We start from the raw sequence: 15,490 nt of genomic DNA, 5'->3' as shown, positions 1-15,490 counted from the left end.
ATGACAAGGATCACCGTCTTCGGCGGCACCGGCTTTCTCGGCCGGCACCTCGTCGACCGCCTCGCCTGGGGCGGACACGAGGTGATCGTCGCCGCCCGCCACGACCGCGATGTCAGCGTGCCCGATGCCCCGGGCACGGCGATCATGCGCCGCACCGACGTCCGTGACGATGCCGACGTGGCCGCGGCCCTGGCAGGCGCCACCGCCACGGTCAACGCCATCAGCCTCTACGTCGAGCGCCGCGATCTGCGCTTCGAGGAGATCCACGTCGACGCCGCCACCCGGGTCGCCCGCCAGGCCGCCGACGCCGGCATCGGCCTGGTTCACGTGTCGGGTCTGGGCACCGAGGTCGATTCCGATTCCGCCTACGTGCGCGCCCGGGCCGCCGGCGAACGCGCCGTGCGCCAGACCCATCCCGACGCGGTGGTGGTGCGGCCCAGCGTGCTGTTCGGCCCGAATGACGCCTTCTCGAGCAGCCTGAGGATGCTCGCCCGGCTGCCGGTGGTGCCGCTGTTCGGTCACGGCGAAACGCGACTGCAGCCGGTGCACGTCGGTGATGTGGCCGAGGCCGTGGCGCGCCTTCTGGAACGCGGCATCGCCAACGCCACCTACGAACTGGGCGGTCCCGGCGCTCACCGCTATCGCGACCTGGTCGAAGCCGCACTGACCGCCGCCGGTCGGCACCCGCCGCTGGTGCCGGTGCCCTTCCCGCTATGGCGCGGCCTGAGTGCCGTGCTCACGGCGCTGCCCAGCCCACCGCTGACCCGCGATCAGGTGATCCTGCTGGAGAAGGACAACGTCGTCGGCGACGGCGCCAACACCTTCGCGACACTGGGGATCGAGCCCCGCGATCTCGTCAGGAACGGGCTTGGTGGCCAGCATTGACCCGGGACCGGCCGCGCCTATCGAGCGAGGACGAAAGCATCGCCTTAATTGAGAATGGTTATCAATGGTGATAACCTCTCCCGATCGCAACGGGAGACCACGCCATGGCCGCACAGCAAAGTTACCGAATCTTCGATATCACCCTCTCGCGGCGCACCCCGATCAGCCCCTCGCTGGTCAGGTTCACCTTCACCGGGCCGGAGGTCGACCGGATGGCCACCCATGCCCCGGATCAGCGCATCAAGCTGTTCTTCCCCACCGAGGGTCACGACAGCGAAGACGGAGGCCTCGACGCGCTGTTCGAGATTGCCAAGCGGCACGAACACGACTGGTATGGTGCCTACCGCGCCCTGCCCGATGCCCGGCGTCCACCGATGCGGACCTACACCATCCGCGAACTGCGCCCGGCCAGCGCCGAGGTCGACGTCGAATTCGTGCTCCACGGCGACAACGGCCCCGCCTCGCGCTGGGCCATGCAGGCCCGCCCCGGCGACCGCCTGGCGATGACTGCCCCGGCGGCCGGGAACGACGCCGCCGCGGTGGGTTTCGAATGGAAACCGCCGCAGAGCGTGCGCCGGGTTCTCATCGTCGCCGACGAGACCGCCCTGCCGGCTGCCGCCGGGATCCTTGAAGCGCTTGCCGCGCGTGCCGACCGCCCGCGGGTGGACGCACTGGTCGAGGTGCCCAAGGGCAGCGATGAGCAGGCGTTGGCGCCGGTTGCCCGGGTACGCTGGCTGCCGCGCGATGCCGACCCCGGCTGCGCCCACGGCGAGCGGCTGCTGGGCGCGGTGCGCGAACTCGATCTTGCTCGGGAGATCGCCACCCTGGGCGGCCAGCCCGCCGGTACCGACGGCGACGAAGAGACGCGGGGCGAAGGCCTGTTCTGGGAAGCCGCGACCGTCGACGACAGCGCCCCCTTCTACGCCTGGATTGCCGCGGAAACCAAGGTGGCGCGAAGCGTTCGTCGCTATCTGGTCAACGAATGCGGGCTGCCCAAGCGCTACATCACCAGCATGGGCTACTGGTGCAAGGGCAAGGTACTGGGGTAAAACGCTGCTGCCCCTGCTCCCGGCACGGATGACGGCGCTCTTCGCGGTGTGGCGCCCTCAGGCAATGACGTTGCGCAGCTCCCGACCGGCGGCCAGACGATTGATGTTGTCGGCGATCGCGTCCTTGCGGCGTTCGATGGTGCCCTGGGTCCAGCCCGACATGTGGGGGGTCATGATCAGGTTGTCCAGTTCGTGGAAAGGCTGTTCGGCCGGCAAGGGGTGTGGTTCGTCGGCATTTGGATAGCGATACCAGGTGTCAATCACCGCCCCGGCGATGCGTTTCCGGCTCAAGGCACGATACAGCGCCTCGGCATCGATAACCCCGCCTCGCCCGACGTTGATCACCCGGGCATGCGCCGGCAGGGCATCGAATGCGGCATCAGCGACCAGGCCCTGGGTAGCGGGTGTCTGGGGGAGTGCCACGACCAGATCGTCGATACCGCGATAGAAGTCCGTCAGCGCCTCCAGCGAGTAGGCGGCATCCACCAGCGGGTCGTTCACCGGGCTACGGTTGGCCGCATGGACCGTCACGCCCAGCGGTCTGACGACCCGGGCGATGGCCCGACCGATATGGCCAAAGCCAAGGATGCCGAGCGTCCGGCCGGCCAGCTCACCGTGAAACCGGTTGCCCGACTGAAAGGTCCAGTCACCTCTACGCAATTGGTGATCGGCCTGGAAATAGGGAATCTGCGACGTCAGCAACGCGCCCAGGACGTACTCCGCGATCGGTACGTCGTGGCCGTAGCAATTGCACAGCGTGGCCGTCTCGGGCAGCAGTGATCGATCTACTGCATCGATGCCCGCGCCAGCCACCTGGAACAACCTCGCCCCCGAAGGCTGCGGCTGGTCGCTGGAGAGTTGCGTCGCGACGATCACGTCGGCGTGGGAATAGGCATGCCGGTCACGCTCATCGACCAGATCGTCAGGCAGACAGACCAACTCGGCGTCGATGTCGAGCCGAGCGCTCAGCCCGTCGTGGAAGGTGGCAGCATTCTTGCCGTGAAAGACGATCCGCATGGTGGCTCCTTATGGCATGAAGGGCTCGATACTGGCGTCGAGCAGGGAAGGGTCGAGCTCCATCTCTAGAGACGGGAACATGCTCGCGGCGAAATCCATCAGCTCGTCCGACGCCCGACAGGCGCCCTCGAGATCCCGGGCGAGAATGGCCCGCAGCACCTCCTGATGCAGCGCGATGTTGCGATGGATCAGCTCATCGGTCCCGCAGTAAGTGAGAAACAGAAACCCCAGCCGGCGATAGATCGTATGCAACGGTCGCAGGGTCCTGACCAAGAAGGGCTCGGCCGCCGCCGCGAGGATCAGGTCATCCATGCGATGGTCGAGCTCGTTGAAGCTCCTGATGTCGTCCGCCGTCAGCGCCGTGTCACGTGACGCGTTCAACGCCTCGAGCGACTCGTAGAGACGACGCATCTGGCTGACGTGCAAATGCGATGCGTTGTTTATGGTACGCCGAATGGCAAAGCGCTCCATGTCCCGGCGCAGGTCCAGCAATTCGCGCTCCCTGGCGAGATCGATGGGCGCCACCTTCAGCCCACGCCCGGCCCGTACCTCGACCAGGGTGTCGTCCGACAGCTTGCGGATGGCCTCGACGATCGGCGTCCGCCCCAGCCCCACGCGCTCCTGCACGGCCTGGAGAGTGAGGTACTCCCCCGGCTTGAGTTCCATGTGGGTCAACAGGGACTCGATTCGCTCATAGGCCAGCTCGCCCCGGGATAGCCCCTTGACCACCGTCGAGGCGCCCTTGTCTTGGGATGGTGAATTCATCGTCATGCCTCTCACTGTGACTCCCCCAAGATATTTTGCGAATTAAACCTTAGTTTCATGGAATTATAAGAAATTGCGCGATATTTTTCTTGTCGGGACAGAACAAGACGGCGAAACCGCCACGCTCACGACGAGGACGCCCCATGAAGACACTCACCCGAAGAGACCTGATGAAGTCCACCGGGTCCGGGCTGCTGGCCGCTGGCCTGCTTCCCGGTGCCGCACGCGCCGCGACCGGACAGGCGGAATACCGCCTTCGCGCCCAGACCAACAAGAGCGAGACCTCGACCCAGGGCCGCATGTACGGCCGTCTGGTGGAGCTTTGCCGGACCCTGTCCGGCGGGCGCCTGCAGATCGACCTCCACTACTCGAACGCCATCGTCGAAGGCGTACAGACGTTCGATGCCGCCTCCTCCGGCGTACTCGACATCGACATGACCGGCGCCAGCTACCTCACCGGCAAGGACCCGGCCTTCCAGTTCATCGGCGACGTCATGGGCGGCTACGAGGATCCCATCCAGTTCCACGCCTGGCTGGACACCCCCCAGGCTCGGGAGATCGTCGATCCGCTCTACGCACGCTACGGGATGTACTGCGTGGGCCTGCTCTGCCCGCCACTGGAGTCACTGAGCTCCACCGTGCCGATTCCCGGCATCGAAGCGCTGAAAGGCTGGAAGTTCCGCTCCCCGCCGGGGATGGAAAGCGAGATCTTCGCCAGCCTTGGGGCCGCCCCGGTGGTCATGCCGTTCGGTGAAGTCTTCACCGCCATGGAGACCGGGGTCGTGAGCGGCGCGGACGCCGGTACCCTGGCCCTCAACCGCTCGCTCGGCCTTTACGAGATCTGCAAGTACGCCACCTATCCGGGCTTTCATTCGATGCCCGCCGACCACCTGGCGATCAATCTCGAGGTCTGGAATCGACTGCCCGAAGAACTGCAATTCGTGATCCGTACCGCGCAACGGGCCATCGCCTTCGACCTGATCAAGAGCGTCACGGTCGCCGACCGTCAGGTCGTATCGGACCTCGGCGACGAGGTGACATTCAGCGACTGGTCCGATGAAGACAGGAAGGCATTCCGTCAGGCAGCACTGGATATCTGGAAGGACTGGGCAACACGAAGCCCGGCGGCCGATGCCATGGTGACCAGCCATCTCGCCTTCATGAAGAAGCTCGGCTTGCTCGCCTGAACGCGCTTCCCGGATCCCACCGTTGGAGTCTCTTATGTCGAACGATACGTCACGCCATCGCGATGACGACCGTTTCAGCTGGGACAGCCTTCCCGCCTGGCTGTTCATGGTCGTCATCGGGGCAACCACGTACGAGGTCGTGGCTCGCTACTTCTTTCACAGCCCGACGATCTGGGCCAACGAACTCTCGCTCTACGTCTGCGCCATCGCCTACATCTACGCGGGCGTCTATGTCATGCGACGAGATGCCCACCTGCGCATCTCGATCCTCTATGACCTGGCACCTCCCCGTCTCAAGCGCTGCCTCGACATCATCCAGTGCCTGTTCATCGTGGGCTTCAGTCTCGCCATCGGCGTCTTCGGGGCGCCCGAGGCCTGGCAGGCCTTCATACACACCGAACGCTTCGGCACCGCCTGGAACGCACCGATTCCCATGACGATCAAGCCGCTGCTGGTGCTGTGCGGCCTTGCCATGGCGGCTCTGGCGATCGCGAATCTGCGGCGTCGCCTGCGTGACAGCGACCAGGAGGAACGGTCATGACGATAGCGGTCTTTTCGGCGGTCCTGCTGGCCGCGCTCTTCGCGGCCATGGCCATCGGCGTCCCCCTGGGGTTCGCCGCCGGCGGCGTCGCCGCGCTGTTGGCCGTGGTCCACTTCGGCACCGATGTCCTGCCGTTGGCCATGGAGAAGGTCTACGGGATGGCGGTCAACTACTCCTTCGCCGCCGTCCCGCTTTTCATCCTGATGTCGTCGCTGCTGGAACGCTCGTCGATCGCTCAGGATCTCTACGATGCCCTGCAGCAGATGGTCGGCTCCGTGCGCGGCGGCGTCGCCCTGGTCACGCTGATCATCGCCGTCGTCCTCGCCGCGATGAGCGGCATCATCGGCGGCGAGATCGTGATGCTCGGGCTGGTGGCGCTACCACAGATGCTGCGCCTGAACTACGACCGCAACATGGCCATCGGCGTCATCGTGGCCGGCGGTTCACTGGGCACGATGATCCCGCCGAGCATCGTCATGATCATTTTCGGTCTGGTGGGCGGGGTCAGCATTCAGAAGCTGTTCGCCGCGACGGTCGTTCCCGGGCTGATCCTGGCGCTGAGCTATATCGCCTATGTGGTCATCCGCTGCTGGCTGAACCCGTCCCTGGCGCCGGTCAAGGCCACGGAGCCGGACAAGCCGGCCATGTCACCGGGCCGCCTCTTCAACAGCCTCGTTCCACCGCTGTTGCTGATCACCCTGATCCTGGGCTGCATCTATGGCGGCGTGACCTCGATCACCGAAGCGGCCTGCATGGGGGTCGTCGGGACCCTGGTATTCATCGTGCTTCGCGGTGAATTGTCGCTGTCGCTGCTGCATCAGAGCCTGACCCAGACGTTGCGCTCGGTGGGTGTACTGCTGTGGGTGACGTTCGGTGTGGCGGTGCTGATCAGCGTCTACAACCTGGCCGACGGTCGCGAATTCGTCAATTCGCTGCTCCTCGACGCTGGGCTGTCGCCGATGATGACGATCGTCTTGATGCTGGCGATCTTCCTCGTCCTGGGCTGCTTCATGGACTGGATCGGTATCGTCTTGCTGACCATTCCGATCTTCATTCCCATCGTCAATGAACTCGGCTACAGCCCGGTCTGGTTCGGCGTGCTTTTCTGCATCGCCATGCAGATCGCCTTTCTCTCGCCGCCCTTCGGCTCCGCCGCCTTCTACCTGATGAGTGTGGCCCCCAAGGGTATCGGCCTGATGGATATCTACAAATCCGTGGGACCCTTCATGGCCATTCAACTGGCCGTGCTGCTGCTGGTCCTGTTCCTCCCCGACCTGGCGCTTTGGCTGCCCGGCCTGAATTGATACCTGGAGATGCCGGTGAAAATAACCGCGATAGAAACGCTCATTGCCCGAGAGTTCGAAAACGTGCTCTGGGTGCGGATCCATACTGACGAAGGGCCCATCGGGCTCGGCGAGACCTTCTATGGGGCGGGCAGCGTCGCGGCCCATATCCATGACACCCTGTCGCCGCGCCTGCTGGGTCGCAACCCGCTGGATATCGAGGCGCTGCACCGTGACATGACGGCCCTGCCACTCGCCCACGCCTCGACCGGTGCCGAATCGCGCGCGGTGTCGGCCATCGACATCGCGCTGTGGGACCTGCTGGGCAAGGTCTGCAACCAGCCGGTGCACCAGATGCTGGGCGGGCTGTGTCGGCCCAAGCTGAGGATCTACAACACCTGTGCCGGCTACGGCTATGTGCGCAATCGTGACATCCGCCCGGTCAACAACTGGAATCTCGGCGCCCAGGAGGGGCCCTTCGAGGATCTCGATGCCTTCATGACCGACGCCGGCGCCCTGGCCGAGAACCTGCTGGAAAACGGCATCTCGGCGATGAAGATCTGGCCTTTCGATCCCATCGCGCGCGAAACCGGCGGCCTGGATATCAGCGCGGCACAGATGAAGCGCGCGCTCACCCCCTTCGAGCAGATACGCCAGCGTGTCGGCGACGCCATGGACATCATGGTGGAGTTCCATTCCCAGTGGAATCTGACCAGCGCCAAGCGCATCGCCAACGCCCTGGAACCCTACGATCCGTACTGGTTCGAGGACCCGATCAAGATGACCTCGACGGCGGCCCTGGGCGAGTACGCGCGCTCGACCCGCGTGCCGGTCTGCGGCAGCGAAACGCTCGGCTCGCGCTGGCCCTACAAGGAAATGCTCGACCAGGATGCCCTCGGCGTGGTGATGGTCGATCTGTGCTGGACTGGCGGGCTCACCGAAGGCCGCAAGATCGCCTCGCTGGCCGAGACCTACCACAAGCCGTTCGCTCCTCACGACTGCATCGGGCCGATCGGCTTCGCCGCCGCGATACACATGTCGTTCAGCCAGCCCAACACCTTGATCCAGGAGTCGGTGCGCGCCTTCTACCGGGGTTGGTACCGGGAACTGGTGACACGCGTGCCGACCATCGAGGACGGTTACGTCTATCCCATGGAAGGCCCGGGGCTCGGCGTGGAGCTGTTGCCCGAGGTCTTCGAGCGTTCTGACCTGAGCGTACGTCGCAGTGAGGAGGCAGCATGACAGCGTTGTTCGATTTGACGGGCAAGACCGCGCTGGTGACCGGTTCATCAGGCGGCCTAGGCTTGGCCATGGCCCGCGGCCTGGCCGAGGCCGGCGCCGAAGTGATCCTGCACGGCAGGAATCAGGCCAAGCTGGACAAGGCCGTCGGCGAGCTGCGCGACGCCGGCCTGGCGGCCGACTCGGTCTCGTTCAACCTCACCTCGGAAGCCTCGATCGAATCGGCCTTCGCCGCCTTCGACGAGGCACAGCGCCACATCGACATCCTGGTCAACAATGCCGGAATGCAGTTCCGCCAACCGATGACCGAGCTGGCCCTGGAAGACTGGCAACAGGTCATCGATACCAACCTGACCAGTGCCTTTCTGATGGGCAAGCAGGCTGCACGCCGGATGATCGCCCGCGGCGACGGCGGCAAGATCGTCAATATCGGCTCGTTGACCAGTCAGGTGGCGCGGGCCACCGTCGCGCCCTATACCGCCGCCAAGGGCGGGATTCGCCTGCTGACCTGTTCGATGGCGGCCGAATGGGCGCCCCACGGCATCCAGGCCAACGCCATCGGCCCCGGCTACATGCTTACCGAGATGACCCAGCCGCTGGCCGACGATCCCGAGTTCGACGGCTGGGTCCGCAAGCGCTCGCCTGCCGGACGCTGGGGCACGCCCGAAGACCTGGTCGGCACCGTGGTCTATCTGGCGTCACCGGCCTCGAGTTACGTCAACGGCCAGATCATCTATGTCGATGGCGGCATGCTGGCCGTGCTGTGAATACCGGAGGGAAGACAGCATGAACATGACACACGCAGTGGTCGCCCATGGCCCCCATGATCTGCGTATCGACGAACTGGCGTGCGAGGCACCGGGGCCAGGCGAGGTCCTCGTCAGGGTCGCGGCGGGCGGCATCTGTGGCTCGGACCTGCATTACTATCACGACGGCGGCTTTGGCGACGTTCGCCTCAGAGAGCCGCTGACGCTGGGCCACGAGGCCGCCGGCTTCATCGCCGCGGTCGGCGAGGGCGTCGAGGCCTCGCTGCAGGGGCGGCTGGTGGCCATCAACCCCAGCCGTCCCTGCCAGCAGTGTCGGTACTGCCTGCGGGGATGGCAGAATCACTGCACCGACATGGTCTTCAACGGCTCGGCGATGCGCTTTCCCCACGCCCAGGGGATCTTCCGCCAGCAATTGACCGTACCCCTGGCGCAGTGTGTCTTTCCCGCCGCGGGCGTCACTGCCGGCGAGGCGGCCCTGGCGGAACCCTTCGCGGTGGCCCTGCACGCGGTGCGCCAGGCCGGGGATGTCTTCGGCAAGCGCGTGCTGGTGACCGGCGCGGGGCCGATCGGCGCACTGACCGTGGCCGCGGCGCGAATGGCTGGCGCGGTCAGCGTCACTGTCACCGACGTGGCGGACTTCCCGCTGGAGAAGGCCCGTCTGATGGGGGCCGACGAGACGATCAACGTCACGCAGGGCGATGCTCTGGAGCAAGCCGTCGCCGAGCATGACGGGTTCGACATCGCCTTCGAGGCCTCGGGGGTGCCGGCCGCCCAGCTCCAGGCGCTGCGTGCGTTGGCGCCCCGCGGCACCCTGATCACCATCGGCCTGGGCCAGGAGGCGACACTGCCGATGGCGCTGATCTGTGCCCGTGAACTCACCGTTCGCGGTACTTTCCGCTTCCATGAGGAGTTCGCGCTGGCGGTGAGCAAGATCCCCGAACAGCGCGAGGCGCTCGGCCATGTCCTGACCACCACGCTCGGCTATACCCGGGCGGACGAGGCATTCGACCTCGCCTCGGATCGCAACCGCGCGCTCAAGGTACAGTTGAGCTTCGACTGAACGCCACGACACACGCCAGGAGCCAGACGGCTCTTGGCGTGACGTCATAAGCCTTCCACGCCGAAACCCTGAACGGCCCCCTGGCTCCCGCCACGTGCTGCGGCACGATGATACCTGTTCAGTCATGTCACCAGAATCGCCGTACCCATTCAGCCGTTTCCACCGTGCAACCCGACATCAAGGCTCGAGATTGCGCAATGTCGCATCGTAGGTGAGCGCGTCAGCGACGAACGAGACTTGATCGAGTCCCTCCGTGTAGATGGACACCTTCTCGGCGAAGCCGATCATGTCATCCAAATAGAAACGCCATTCGCGCCTGGGGCGAGCGTCAGACATGCAAGGCCTCACGCTCGATGAAGGGTCTGAGTTCGGCACGCAGCGCCTTGTCGGTAACGAGATCGACACGCCGCCCCAGCAGGTCCTCCAGATAGAACTGCACACCGAAGTAACGCGACGACGTCGCCGGGCCATCGAACGTCACCAGGATATCGACATCGCTCCCGGCTCCCGCCTGATCGCGGGCCAGCGAACCGAATAGCGCCAGATCCCTGACACTGTAATCCGCTCTCAGGGTCGGCATGTGGTCCTGCAACACTCGTAACGTCTCGGCTCGGTTCATCGTTGCCACCTCCGCTCGAGTCACGATAGCACGCTTTGGCACCTTGGCTCCCGACGCTCGCTGGAGCACCATTATCCAGCCACCCAGGATCGCCAGACCCGGCCACTCGCCCGCCTCGCTACAGTCCGGCATCATGGCGATCCACGGCAAGTGCCCGAAGGCGCTTGCGCGACCTGACCCGGCAGCCCGTCTCGGGCACCCGCCCCGCCAGACACGAGGAGCCAAGCCGATGAGCACTGACACCGCCCTGGATTACTATCAGCCGCCGGAAGTCGAGGCGCTCGGCCTGATCCGCCTGCGGGCCACCACCGCTGGCCTCACCGAAATCGCCTTCGTCATGGACGCCGACGCGCCGGCGCGTCCCAACCCGATCACCGAGCGCGCCCGCGACCAGCTCGCCGGCTACTTCGACGGCACTCGTCGGACCTTCGACCTGCCGCTGGCACCCGAGGGCACCGACTTCCAGCGCCGCGTCTGGGAAGCGCTCGCGACGATCCCCTACGGCGAGACGCGCTGCTACGCCGAAATCGCCGAACAGCTGCGCTGCAAGGGCGGCCAGCGTGCGGTGGGAGCGGCCAACGGCAGAAATCCGCTGGCCATCGTGGTGCCCTGCCACCGGGTGATCGGCAGCGATGGCCGGCTCACCGGCTATGCCGGTGGCATCGGCCGCAAGCAGTGGCTGCTGGCTCATGAGGCCGGCGAAATTCCCTTCGCGCTGAGCTAGCGCCACGATCGCGAGTGCCTCAATCGCCTCGCGTGGCCTGTGTGGTCGCGTACCACGCCGCGTAGGGCGTGTTCGCCGCCTTGTAGCGGGTGTAATCCGGCGCGCCGTCCTGCCACCACACCGGCCCGCGCTCGCCCAGCGCCCGCTTGGCGGCGTCGACCTCGTCGCGAGCCTCGCGCTCCGCCTGCGGATCCCGCGCCCGCTTCGCCTGGGCCACGGCGCGCCGGGCCCGCATCAGTTGCTGCACCCAGTGCTGGCGCTGCGACTCCGGCAGCTCGGGATTCGTGCATCGCCACAGGCGGCCACGGACCACGATGTAGCGACCGTCCGGCGTGGTCAGCGGTGTCGATGAGTTCATGACATGACTCCAGGCCAGATGAGGATCAGGGGAGCGACCAGCCCACGTCACCCTCGCGCGCCAGTGGTCGGGCGTCCAGCCCCAGCAGCGGCGCCAGCGCCGCCCAGGCGTCGTCCACGGCCTCGGGGCCGAACAGATAGGCGTTGACGATCATGCCGTCCAGCGTTACCTGCACAAGGCGCGCCAACCCCGTTACGGCCTCGCCCTCGTACTCGGCGAGGATTCCCTCGACCAGCTCTGCCACCTCGTCCTTGTGGCGCCGCGACAGCGCCAGCAAGGCCTCGGGCTGCCGGGCATACTCCTCGGTCGCCTTGATGAACATGCAGCCATGGAAATGCTCGGAGGCAAACCAGCGGGCATGCCAGTCGAAGACGGCGCGCAAGCGTTCATCCGGCGTCCTCATCGATTCGACCACCGCCCCCAGCGAGGCCATGAAACGTTCATGGCGCTGCGCCAGCACCGCTTCCACCAGCGCCTCCTTGCCAGGGAAGTGGTGATAGAGCGTCATCTTCGAGACGCACGCCTCGTCGCGAATCCGGTCCACGCCGACGGCATGGTAGCCATACTCGCCGAACAGCCGCGTCGCCGTCGCCAGGATATCGTCGCGCTTGGCCATGGCCGTCTCTCCTCGTCGTTGATGGGTTGCTTCAACGAGCACATGATAATACTGTACAGACCTGTCTGTACACAAAAGTGAGACGATCCATGCTCCGCAAGATGAAAGGCGGCGGCCCCCTGCCGGCGCGTCCCGACACCCTCCAGATCCTCACCGGCTTGATGGGCGGCATCAGTGGCATCGGCCTGGTGGCCTGGCTGACCCGGCTCACCGAGGTACCGCTGCTGATGGCCCCCTTCGGCGCCACCTGCGTGCTACTGTTCGCCGCACCGGGGGCGCCGCTGGCCCAGCCACGCAACGTGATCGGCGGCCATCTGGTCTCGGCGCTGGTCGGCCTGATCGTCATGCAGCTACTGGGCACCGGGCCGCTCGCCATGGCGATCGGCGTCGGCCTGGCCATCGCCGCCATGCAGGCGCTGCGCGTGGTGCACCCGCCGGCGGGGGCAAATCCGCTGGTGGTGATGATGTCCGGCGCCGTCGGCTATGACTTCCTGTTGATGCCGGTGCTGGCGGGCTCGGCGAGTCTGGTGCTGGTGGCGCTGCTGATCAACAACCTGGGTAGCGAGCGCCGCTGGCCGAACTACTGGCTGTAGAGAGCCCCCGCGACCTCTCTTCACCAGTGGCATGCCAAACGAAGGATTCCGCCGAGGGAGAGAGGTCACGATAGACAAGAGAGAGCTCGAACTCCGCACCCGCATCGGGGATGGAGCGATACGTTATCCGATCGCCACGAAATCCACTCATGCTCTCCGGTACGACGGAAACTCCGGCACCGACGGCGACCAGCGATAGCACCGCATGCATGCCATACGCTTCCTGTTCGACTCTCGGCACGAACCCGGCATTCGCACAAAGGCGAATCACCTGTAGATGGAAACCGCGCCCCTCGAGCATCGGCCATAGGATGAACGGCTCATCCGACAGCTCGGGGAGCGTTAACCCAGCTTGATTTCCCAGAGGGTGATCCTTCGGTATCGCCATGCATAATCGATCACTGTCGAAGCGACTCATCTCAACATCTTCAGCATTCGATAGCGGAGGTATCACCACACCGACATCCATCTCTCCGGCGCGTATTGCGGCAACCTGTGCGGCGGTGGTGGCTTCACGAAGCTCAAGGCGAACCTCAGGATACTGCCTCCTGAATGTACGAATGGCATCGGGTAAGCGGCCATAAAGCGAGCTCCCCACATAGCCTAGCCTTACCAGGCCCGTTCGCCCTGCGGCCACATCTTGTGTCCCCATGATGGCCCGCTCTGCCTGTCGCAAGGTCTCGCGCGCTTCCTCGAGAAACTTTTCTCCCGCAGGTGTCAACCTCAGCACACGGTTAGCACGCTCGATCAGGATGACATCGATATCTTCTTCCAGCTTGCGAATCGCACTGGTGAGGGGAGGCTGCGACATATTCAGCCTTTCCGCCGCCCGATGGAAATGCAGCTCTTCCGCCACGGCAACGAATTGCTCCATGGTGCGCAAAGTGACTCGTGCCCTGGTATCTGTCGCCATGCCCTTCTCCCCGGACGTGTTTGGGTCGCTCGATCGCCTTGCGATACTAAAAATATATCACGAAGCATTCTAGATGATATTTTATATATTGATCTGACGACTCCATGCTTCTCCCACAGGTATCAACAGGAGCGTGGAATGATCCACTTCGAAGGTCAGACAGTACTCATCACCGGGGCCGGCCGCGGACTTGGTTTCTCCTATGCCCGACATATCGCATGCCTCGGTGCCACGGTCCTCATCCAGGACATCGGTGCGGATACCGACGGCAACGGAGACTCACCGGAGGTAGCGGAAATGGTCGCATACCAGCTACAGGCAGAGGGGCTGGATGTGCGAGCCATTGCCGGAGACATTGGCTCCCGTGAAGGTTGCCATGGACTCGTGAGAGACGCCCGAGCCATCACAGGAAGACTCGATGCCATCATCCACAATGCGGGCTGGGTCGCCTATGAGCGAATCGAGTCGTTAGAGGAAACATCCTTCGACCGCATGATGGCCATCGCAGCGAAAGCGCCTCTATGGCTTGCACAGGCCGCCTGGCCATCCATGAGCACGTCAGGCTATGGACGCCTCGTCATGACTACATCCTGTCGTGCGCTTTATCCGCAATATGTTCATGAAGGCCTCGCGTCCTACTCTGCGGCCAGGAGCGCCGTGGTAGGCATCATGAACGTCCTCGCCGCAGAGGGTGCCGAGAGCGGCATCGTCGTCAATGCGATTTCCCCCGTCGCCAAGACGCGCATGTGGGGAATAGAAGGCGAGCCTGACGAGCTACACCCATCCAAAGTGGCTCCAGGCGTGGCATTCCTGGCGTCATCGGCATGTTCCGAAGGGGGATGGATCCTACGCGCCGCGAACGGACAGTTTCACGCGACCAAGACAATGGAAGCCGAGGGCGTCGACTATCCCCGTAATCTGCGAGCGGTCCCGGCCTCAACGGCCCAAGAGATTGCCGAAAGCTGGTCCCATATTGCCAAACATGACATTGAGCCTCGCTCATGAAGGGCCTATCAATAGCGCTTGCGAGCCAGGCAGAGCTCGGCGAGTCTCCCGTATGGAGTTCACACCGAGGCTGCCTGCTTTGGGTCGATACTCTCGGGGCCTCTCTCAATGTCTTCGACCCCGCCACGGGACAGAATGTCACCCATGCCATGCCTTCACCGCTCGGCTTTGTCACTGAGACGCATGAGGGCCAATGGCTCGTTGGCATCGGCTGCCATGTCGAGCGCTTCGATGAACGATCGGGTAATCGGCAGCGAATCGCGACGGCACCGCATGCCAAGAAAGGCTATCGGCTCAATGATGCTTGTCTTGATCCTGCGGGCCGTCTGTGGGTAGGGCTAATGGACGAAAACCTGAGCGAAGATTCCGGCTATCTCTACCGCCTCGACCCCGACGGCATATGGCACATCATCGATTCCGGCTTCACGCTCATCAATGGCCTCGCTTGGAGCCTTGATGGGAAAACGCTCTACGTCACGGATTCACGGCGTGGAACCATCTATGCTTATGAATACGACGCACTCTCCGGTGAAGCCGGTCGTCGACGCAAGCTCGTCGACATTGCTCCAGACGAAGGAAAACCGGATGGATTGGTGGTTGATCAGACTGGATGCTTGCTCAGCGTACTCTTCGATGGGGCTAGCATCGCACGCATATCTCCAGACGGAGACATCGTGCAACGAATTAGGCTCCCCGTCCCCCGCCCCACGAGCTGTACCTTCGATGGTCGCCACCGACATCTCTTCGTGACCTCAGCGCGCCTGGGCTTATCACGCGCCACGCTCGCAAATATGCCGGCATCCGGAGCTGTGCTGAAAATTGACTATCAGCGCATGCTAAGCCCATGAAGCACGCTCGGCGGGAACGTC

19 protein-coding genes are annotated in these 15,490 nt (G+C 64.4%); 12 read left to right on the top strand and 7 right to left on the bottom strand.

Annotation, left to right across the window (positions count from 1 at the left end):
* Both KGR00_RS21115 and KGR00_RS21110 read left to right on the top strand, forming a co-directional pair.
* Entirely contained in the window at positions 1-885 is an 885-nt protein-coding gene (locus KGR00_RS21115; protein ID WP_224419213.1) for a complex I NDUFA9 subunit family protein, read from the top strand.
* A 104-nt stretch (positions 886-989) separates the two neighbouring features.
* Positions 990-1,934: a siderophore-interacting protein gene (locus KGR00_RS21110; RefSeq protein ID WP_224419212.1), complete on the top strand. Its 945-nt coding sequence runs from the start codon at positions 990-992 to the stop codon at positions 1,932-1,934.
* Between the two features lie 57 nt (positions 1,935-1,991).
* Here KGR00_RS21110 and KGR00_RS21105 read toward each other — a convergent pair whose 3' ends face one another.
* A complete protein-coding gene (locus tag KGR00_RS21105; RefSeq protein ID WP_129141766.1) occupies positions 1,992-2,951 on the bottom strand; it encodes a 2-hydroxyacid dehydrogenase in 960 nt (319 codons plus the stop codon).
* A gap of 9 nt (positions 2,952-2,960) precedes the next feature.
* Complete coding sequence (locus tag KGR00_RS21100) at positions 2,961-3,716, bottom strand: GntR family transcriptional regulator (RefSeq protein WP_162500915.1); 756 nt, start codon at positions 3,714-3,716, stop codon at positions 2,961-2,963.
* A 143-nt stretch (positions 3,717-3,859) separates the two neighbouring features.
* Between KGR00_RS21100 and dctP the strand changes: the two genes are divergently transcribed.
* Genes dctP through KGR00_RS21070 form a run of 6 tightly spaced genes read left to right on the top strand, consistent with a single transcriptional unit; the run spans position 3,860 to position 9,793 of the window.
* Positions 3,860-4,903, top strand: coding sequence for a TRAP transporter substrate-binding protein DctP (dctP, locus tag KGR00_RS21095; protein ID WP_129141764.1), 1,044 nt, complete (start codon positions 3,860-3,862; stop codon positions 4,901-4,903).
* Between the two features lie 34 nt (positions 4,904-4,937).
* Positions 4,938-5,444, top strand: a complete 507-nt coding sequence (locus KGR00_RS21090) for a TRAP transporter small permease (RefSeq protein WP_224419211.1) — start codon at positions 4,938-4,940, stop codon at positions 5,442-5,444.
* The gene (locus KGR00_RS21085) at positions 5,441-6,748 is read left to right on the top strand and encodes a TRAP transporter large permease subunit (protein WP_224419210.1); all 1,308 of its coding nucleotides are present in this window, start codon (positions 5,441-5,443) and stop codon (positions 6,746-6,748) included. The genes KGR00_RS21090 and KGR00_RS21085 overlap by 4 nt, the downstream gene beginning before the upstream one ends.
* 9 nt (positions 6,749-6,757) lie before the next feature.
* Positions 6,758-7,969, top strand: coding sequence for a mandelate racemase/muconate lactonizing enzyme family protein (locus KGR00_RS21080; protein ID WP_224419209.1), 1,212 nt, complete (start codon positions 6,758-6,760; stop codon positions 7,967-7,969).
* Positions 7,966-8,733, top strand: coding sequence for an SDR family oxidoreductase (locus KGR00_RS21075; protein WP_224419208.1), 768 nt, complete (start codon positions 7,966-7,968; stop codon positions 8,731-8,733). The genes KGR00_RS21080 and KGR00_RS21075 overlap by 4 nt, the downstream gene beginning before the upstream one ends.
* Before the next feature lie 19 nt (positions 8,734-8,752).
* Positions 8,753-9,793, top strand: coding sequence for an L-idonate 5-dehydrogenase (locus KGR00_RS21070; protein WP_224419207.1), 1,041 nt, complete (start codon positions 8,753-8,755; stop codon positions 9,791-9,793).
* Positions 9,794-9,970: 177 nt separating this feature from the next.
* On the opposite strand, the gene KGR00_RS21065 is transcribed toward KGR00_RS21070, so the two are convergent.
* On the bottom strand, positions 9,971-10,129 hold the full coding sequence (locus KGR00_RS21065; RefSeq protein ID WP_224419206.1) for a hypothetical protein: 159 nt from the start codon (positions 10,127-10,129) through the stop codon (positions 9,971-9,973).
* Positions 10,122-10,412 carry a nucleotidyltransferase family protein gene (locus tag KGR00_RS21060; protein WP_224419205.1) on the bottom strand — a complete coding sequence of 97 codons (291 nt, stop codon included), beginning with the start codon at positions 10,410-10,412 and terminating at the stop codon, positions 10,122-10,124. The genes KGR00_RS21065 and KGR00_RS21060 overlap by 8 nt, the downstream gene beginning before the upstream one ends.
* 229 nt (positions 10,413-10,641) lie before the next feature.
* On the opposite strand from KGR00_RS21060, the gene KGR00_RS21055 reads away from it, so the two are divergent.
* Entirely contained in the window at positions 10,642-11,136 is a 495-nt protein-coding gene (locus tag KGR00_RS21055; protein WP_129141757.1) for a methylated-DNA--[protein]-cysteine S-methyltransferase, read from the top strand.
* Between the two features lie 19 nt (positions 11,137-11,155).
* On the opposite strand, the gene KGR00_RS21050 is transcribed toward KGR00_RS21055, so the two are convergent.
* Positions 11,156-11,494: a hypothetical protein gene (locus KGR00_RS21050; protein ID WP_224419204.1), complete on the bottom strand. Its 339-nt coding sequence runs from the start codon at positions 11,492-11,494 to the stop codon at positions 11,156-11,158.
* A 25-nt stretch (positions 11,495-11,519) separates the two neighbouring features.
* On the bottom strand, positions 11,520-12,110 hold the full coding sequence (locus KGR00_RS21045; protein WP_224419203.1) for a TetR/AcrR family transcriptional regulator: 591 nt from the start codon (positions 12,108-12,110) through the stop codon (positions 11,520-11,522).
* Positions 12,111-12,199: 89 nt separating this feature from the next.
* Here KGR00_RS21045 and KGR00_RS21040 point away from each other — a divergent pair, with 89 nt between their 5' ends.
* Positions 12,200-12,703 carry an HPP family protein gene (locus KGR00_RS21040; protein ID WP_224419202.1) on the top strand — a complete coding sequence of 168 codons (504 nt, stop codon included), beginning with the start codon at positions 12,200-12,202 and terminating at the stop codon, positions 12,701-12,703.
* On the opposite strand, the gene KGR00_RS21035 is transcribed toward KGR00_RS21040, so the two are convergent.
* A complete protein-coding gene (locus KGR00_RS21035; RefSeq protein WP_224419201.1) occupies positions 12,657-13,616 on the bottom strand; it encodes a LysR family transcriptional regulator in 960 nt (319 codons plus the stop codon). The genes KGR00_RS21040 and KGR00_RS21035 overlap by 47 nt on opposite strands.
* Before the next feature lie 138 nt (positions 13,617-13,754).
* Here KGR00_RS21035 and KGR00_RS21030 point away from each other — a divergent pair, with 138 nt between their 5' ends.
* On the top strand, positions 13,755-14,621 hold the full coding sequence (locus KGR00_RS21030) for an SDR family NAD(P)-dependent oxidoreductase (RefSeq protein WP_224419200.1): 867 nt from the start codon (positions 13,755-13,757) through the stop codon (positions 14,619-14,621).
* Complete coding sequence (locus KGR00_RS21025) at positions 14,618-15,469, top strand: SMP-30/gluconolactonase/LRE family protein (protein ID WP_224419199.1); 852 nt, start codon at positions 14,618-14,620, stop codon at positions 15,467-15,469. The genes KGR00_RS21030 and KGR00_RS21025 overlap by 4 nt, the downstream gene beginning before the upstream one ends.
* The last annotated feature ends 21 nt before the right edge of the window (positions 15,470-15,490 follow it).

The sequence above is a fragment of the Modicisalibacter sp. MOD 31.J genome (assembly GCF_020147985.1).
GTDB lineage: Bacteria > Pseudomonadota > Gammaproteobacteria > Pseudomonadales > Halomonadaceae > Modicisalibacter > Modicisalibacter coralii.
The sequence above is the reverse complement of the archived record's forward strand: the minus strand, read 5'-3'. Positions and strand labels throughout refer to the sequence as shown.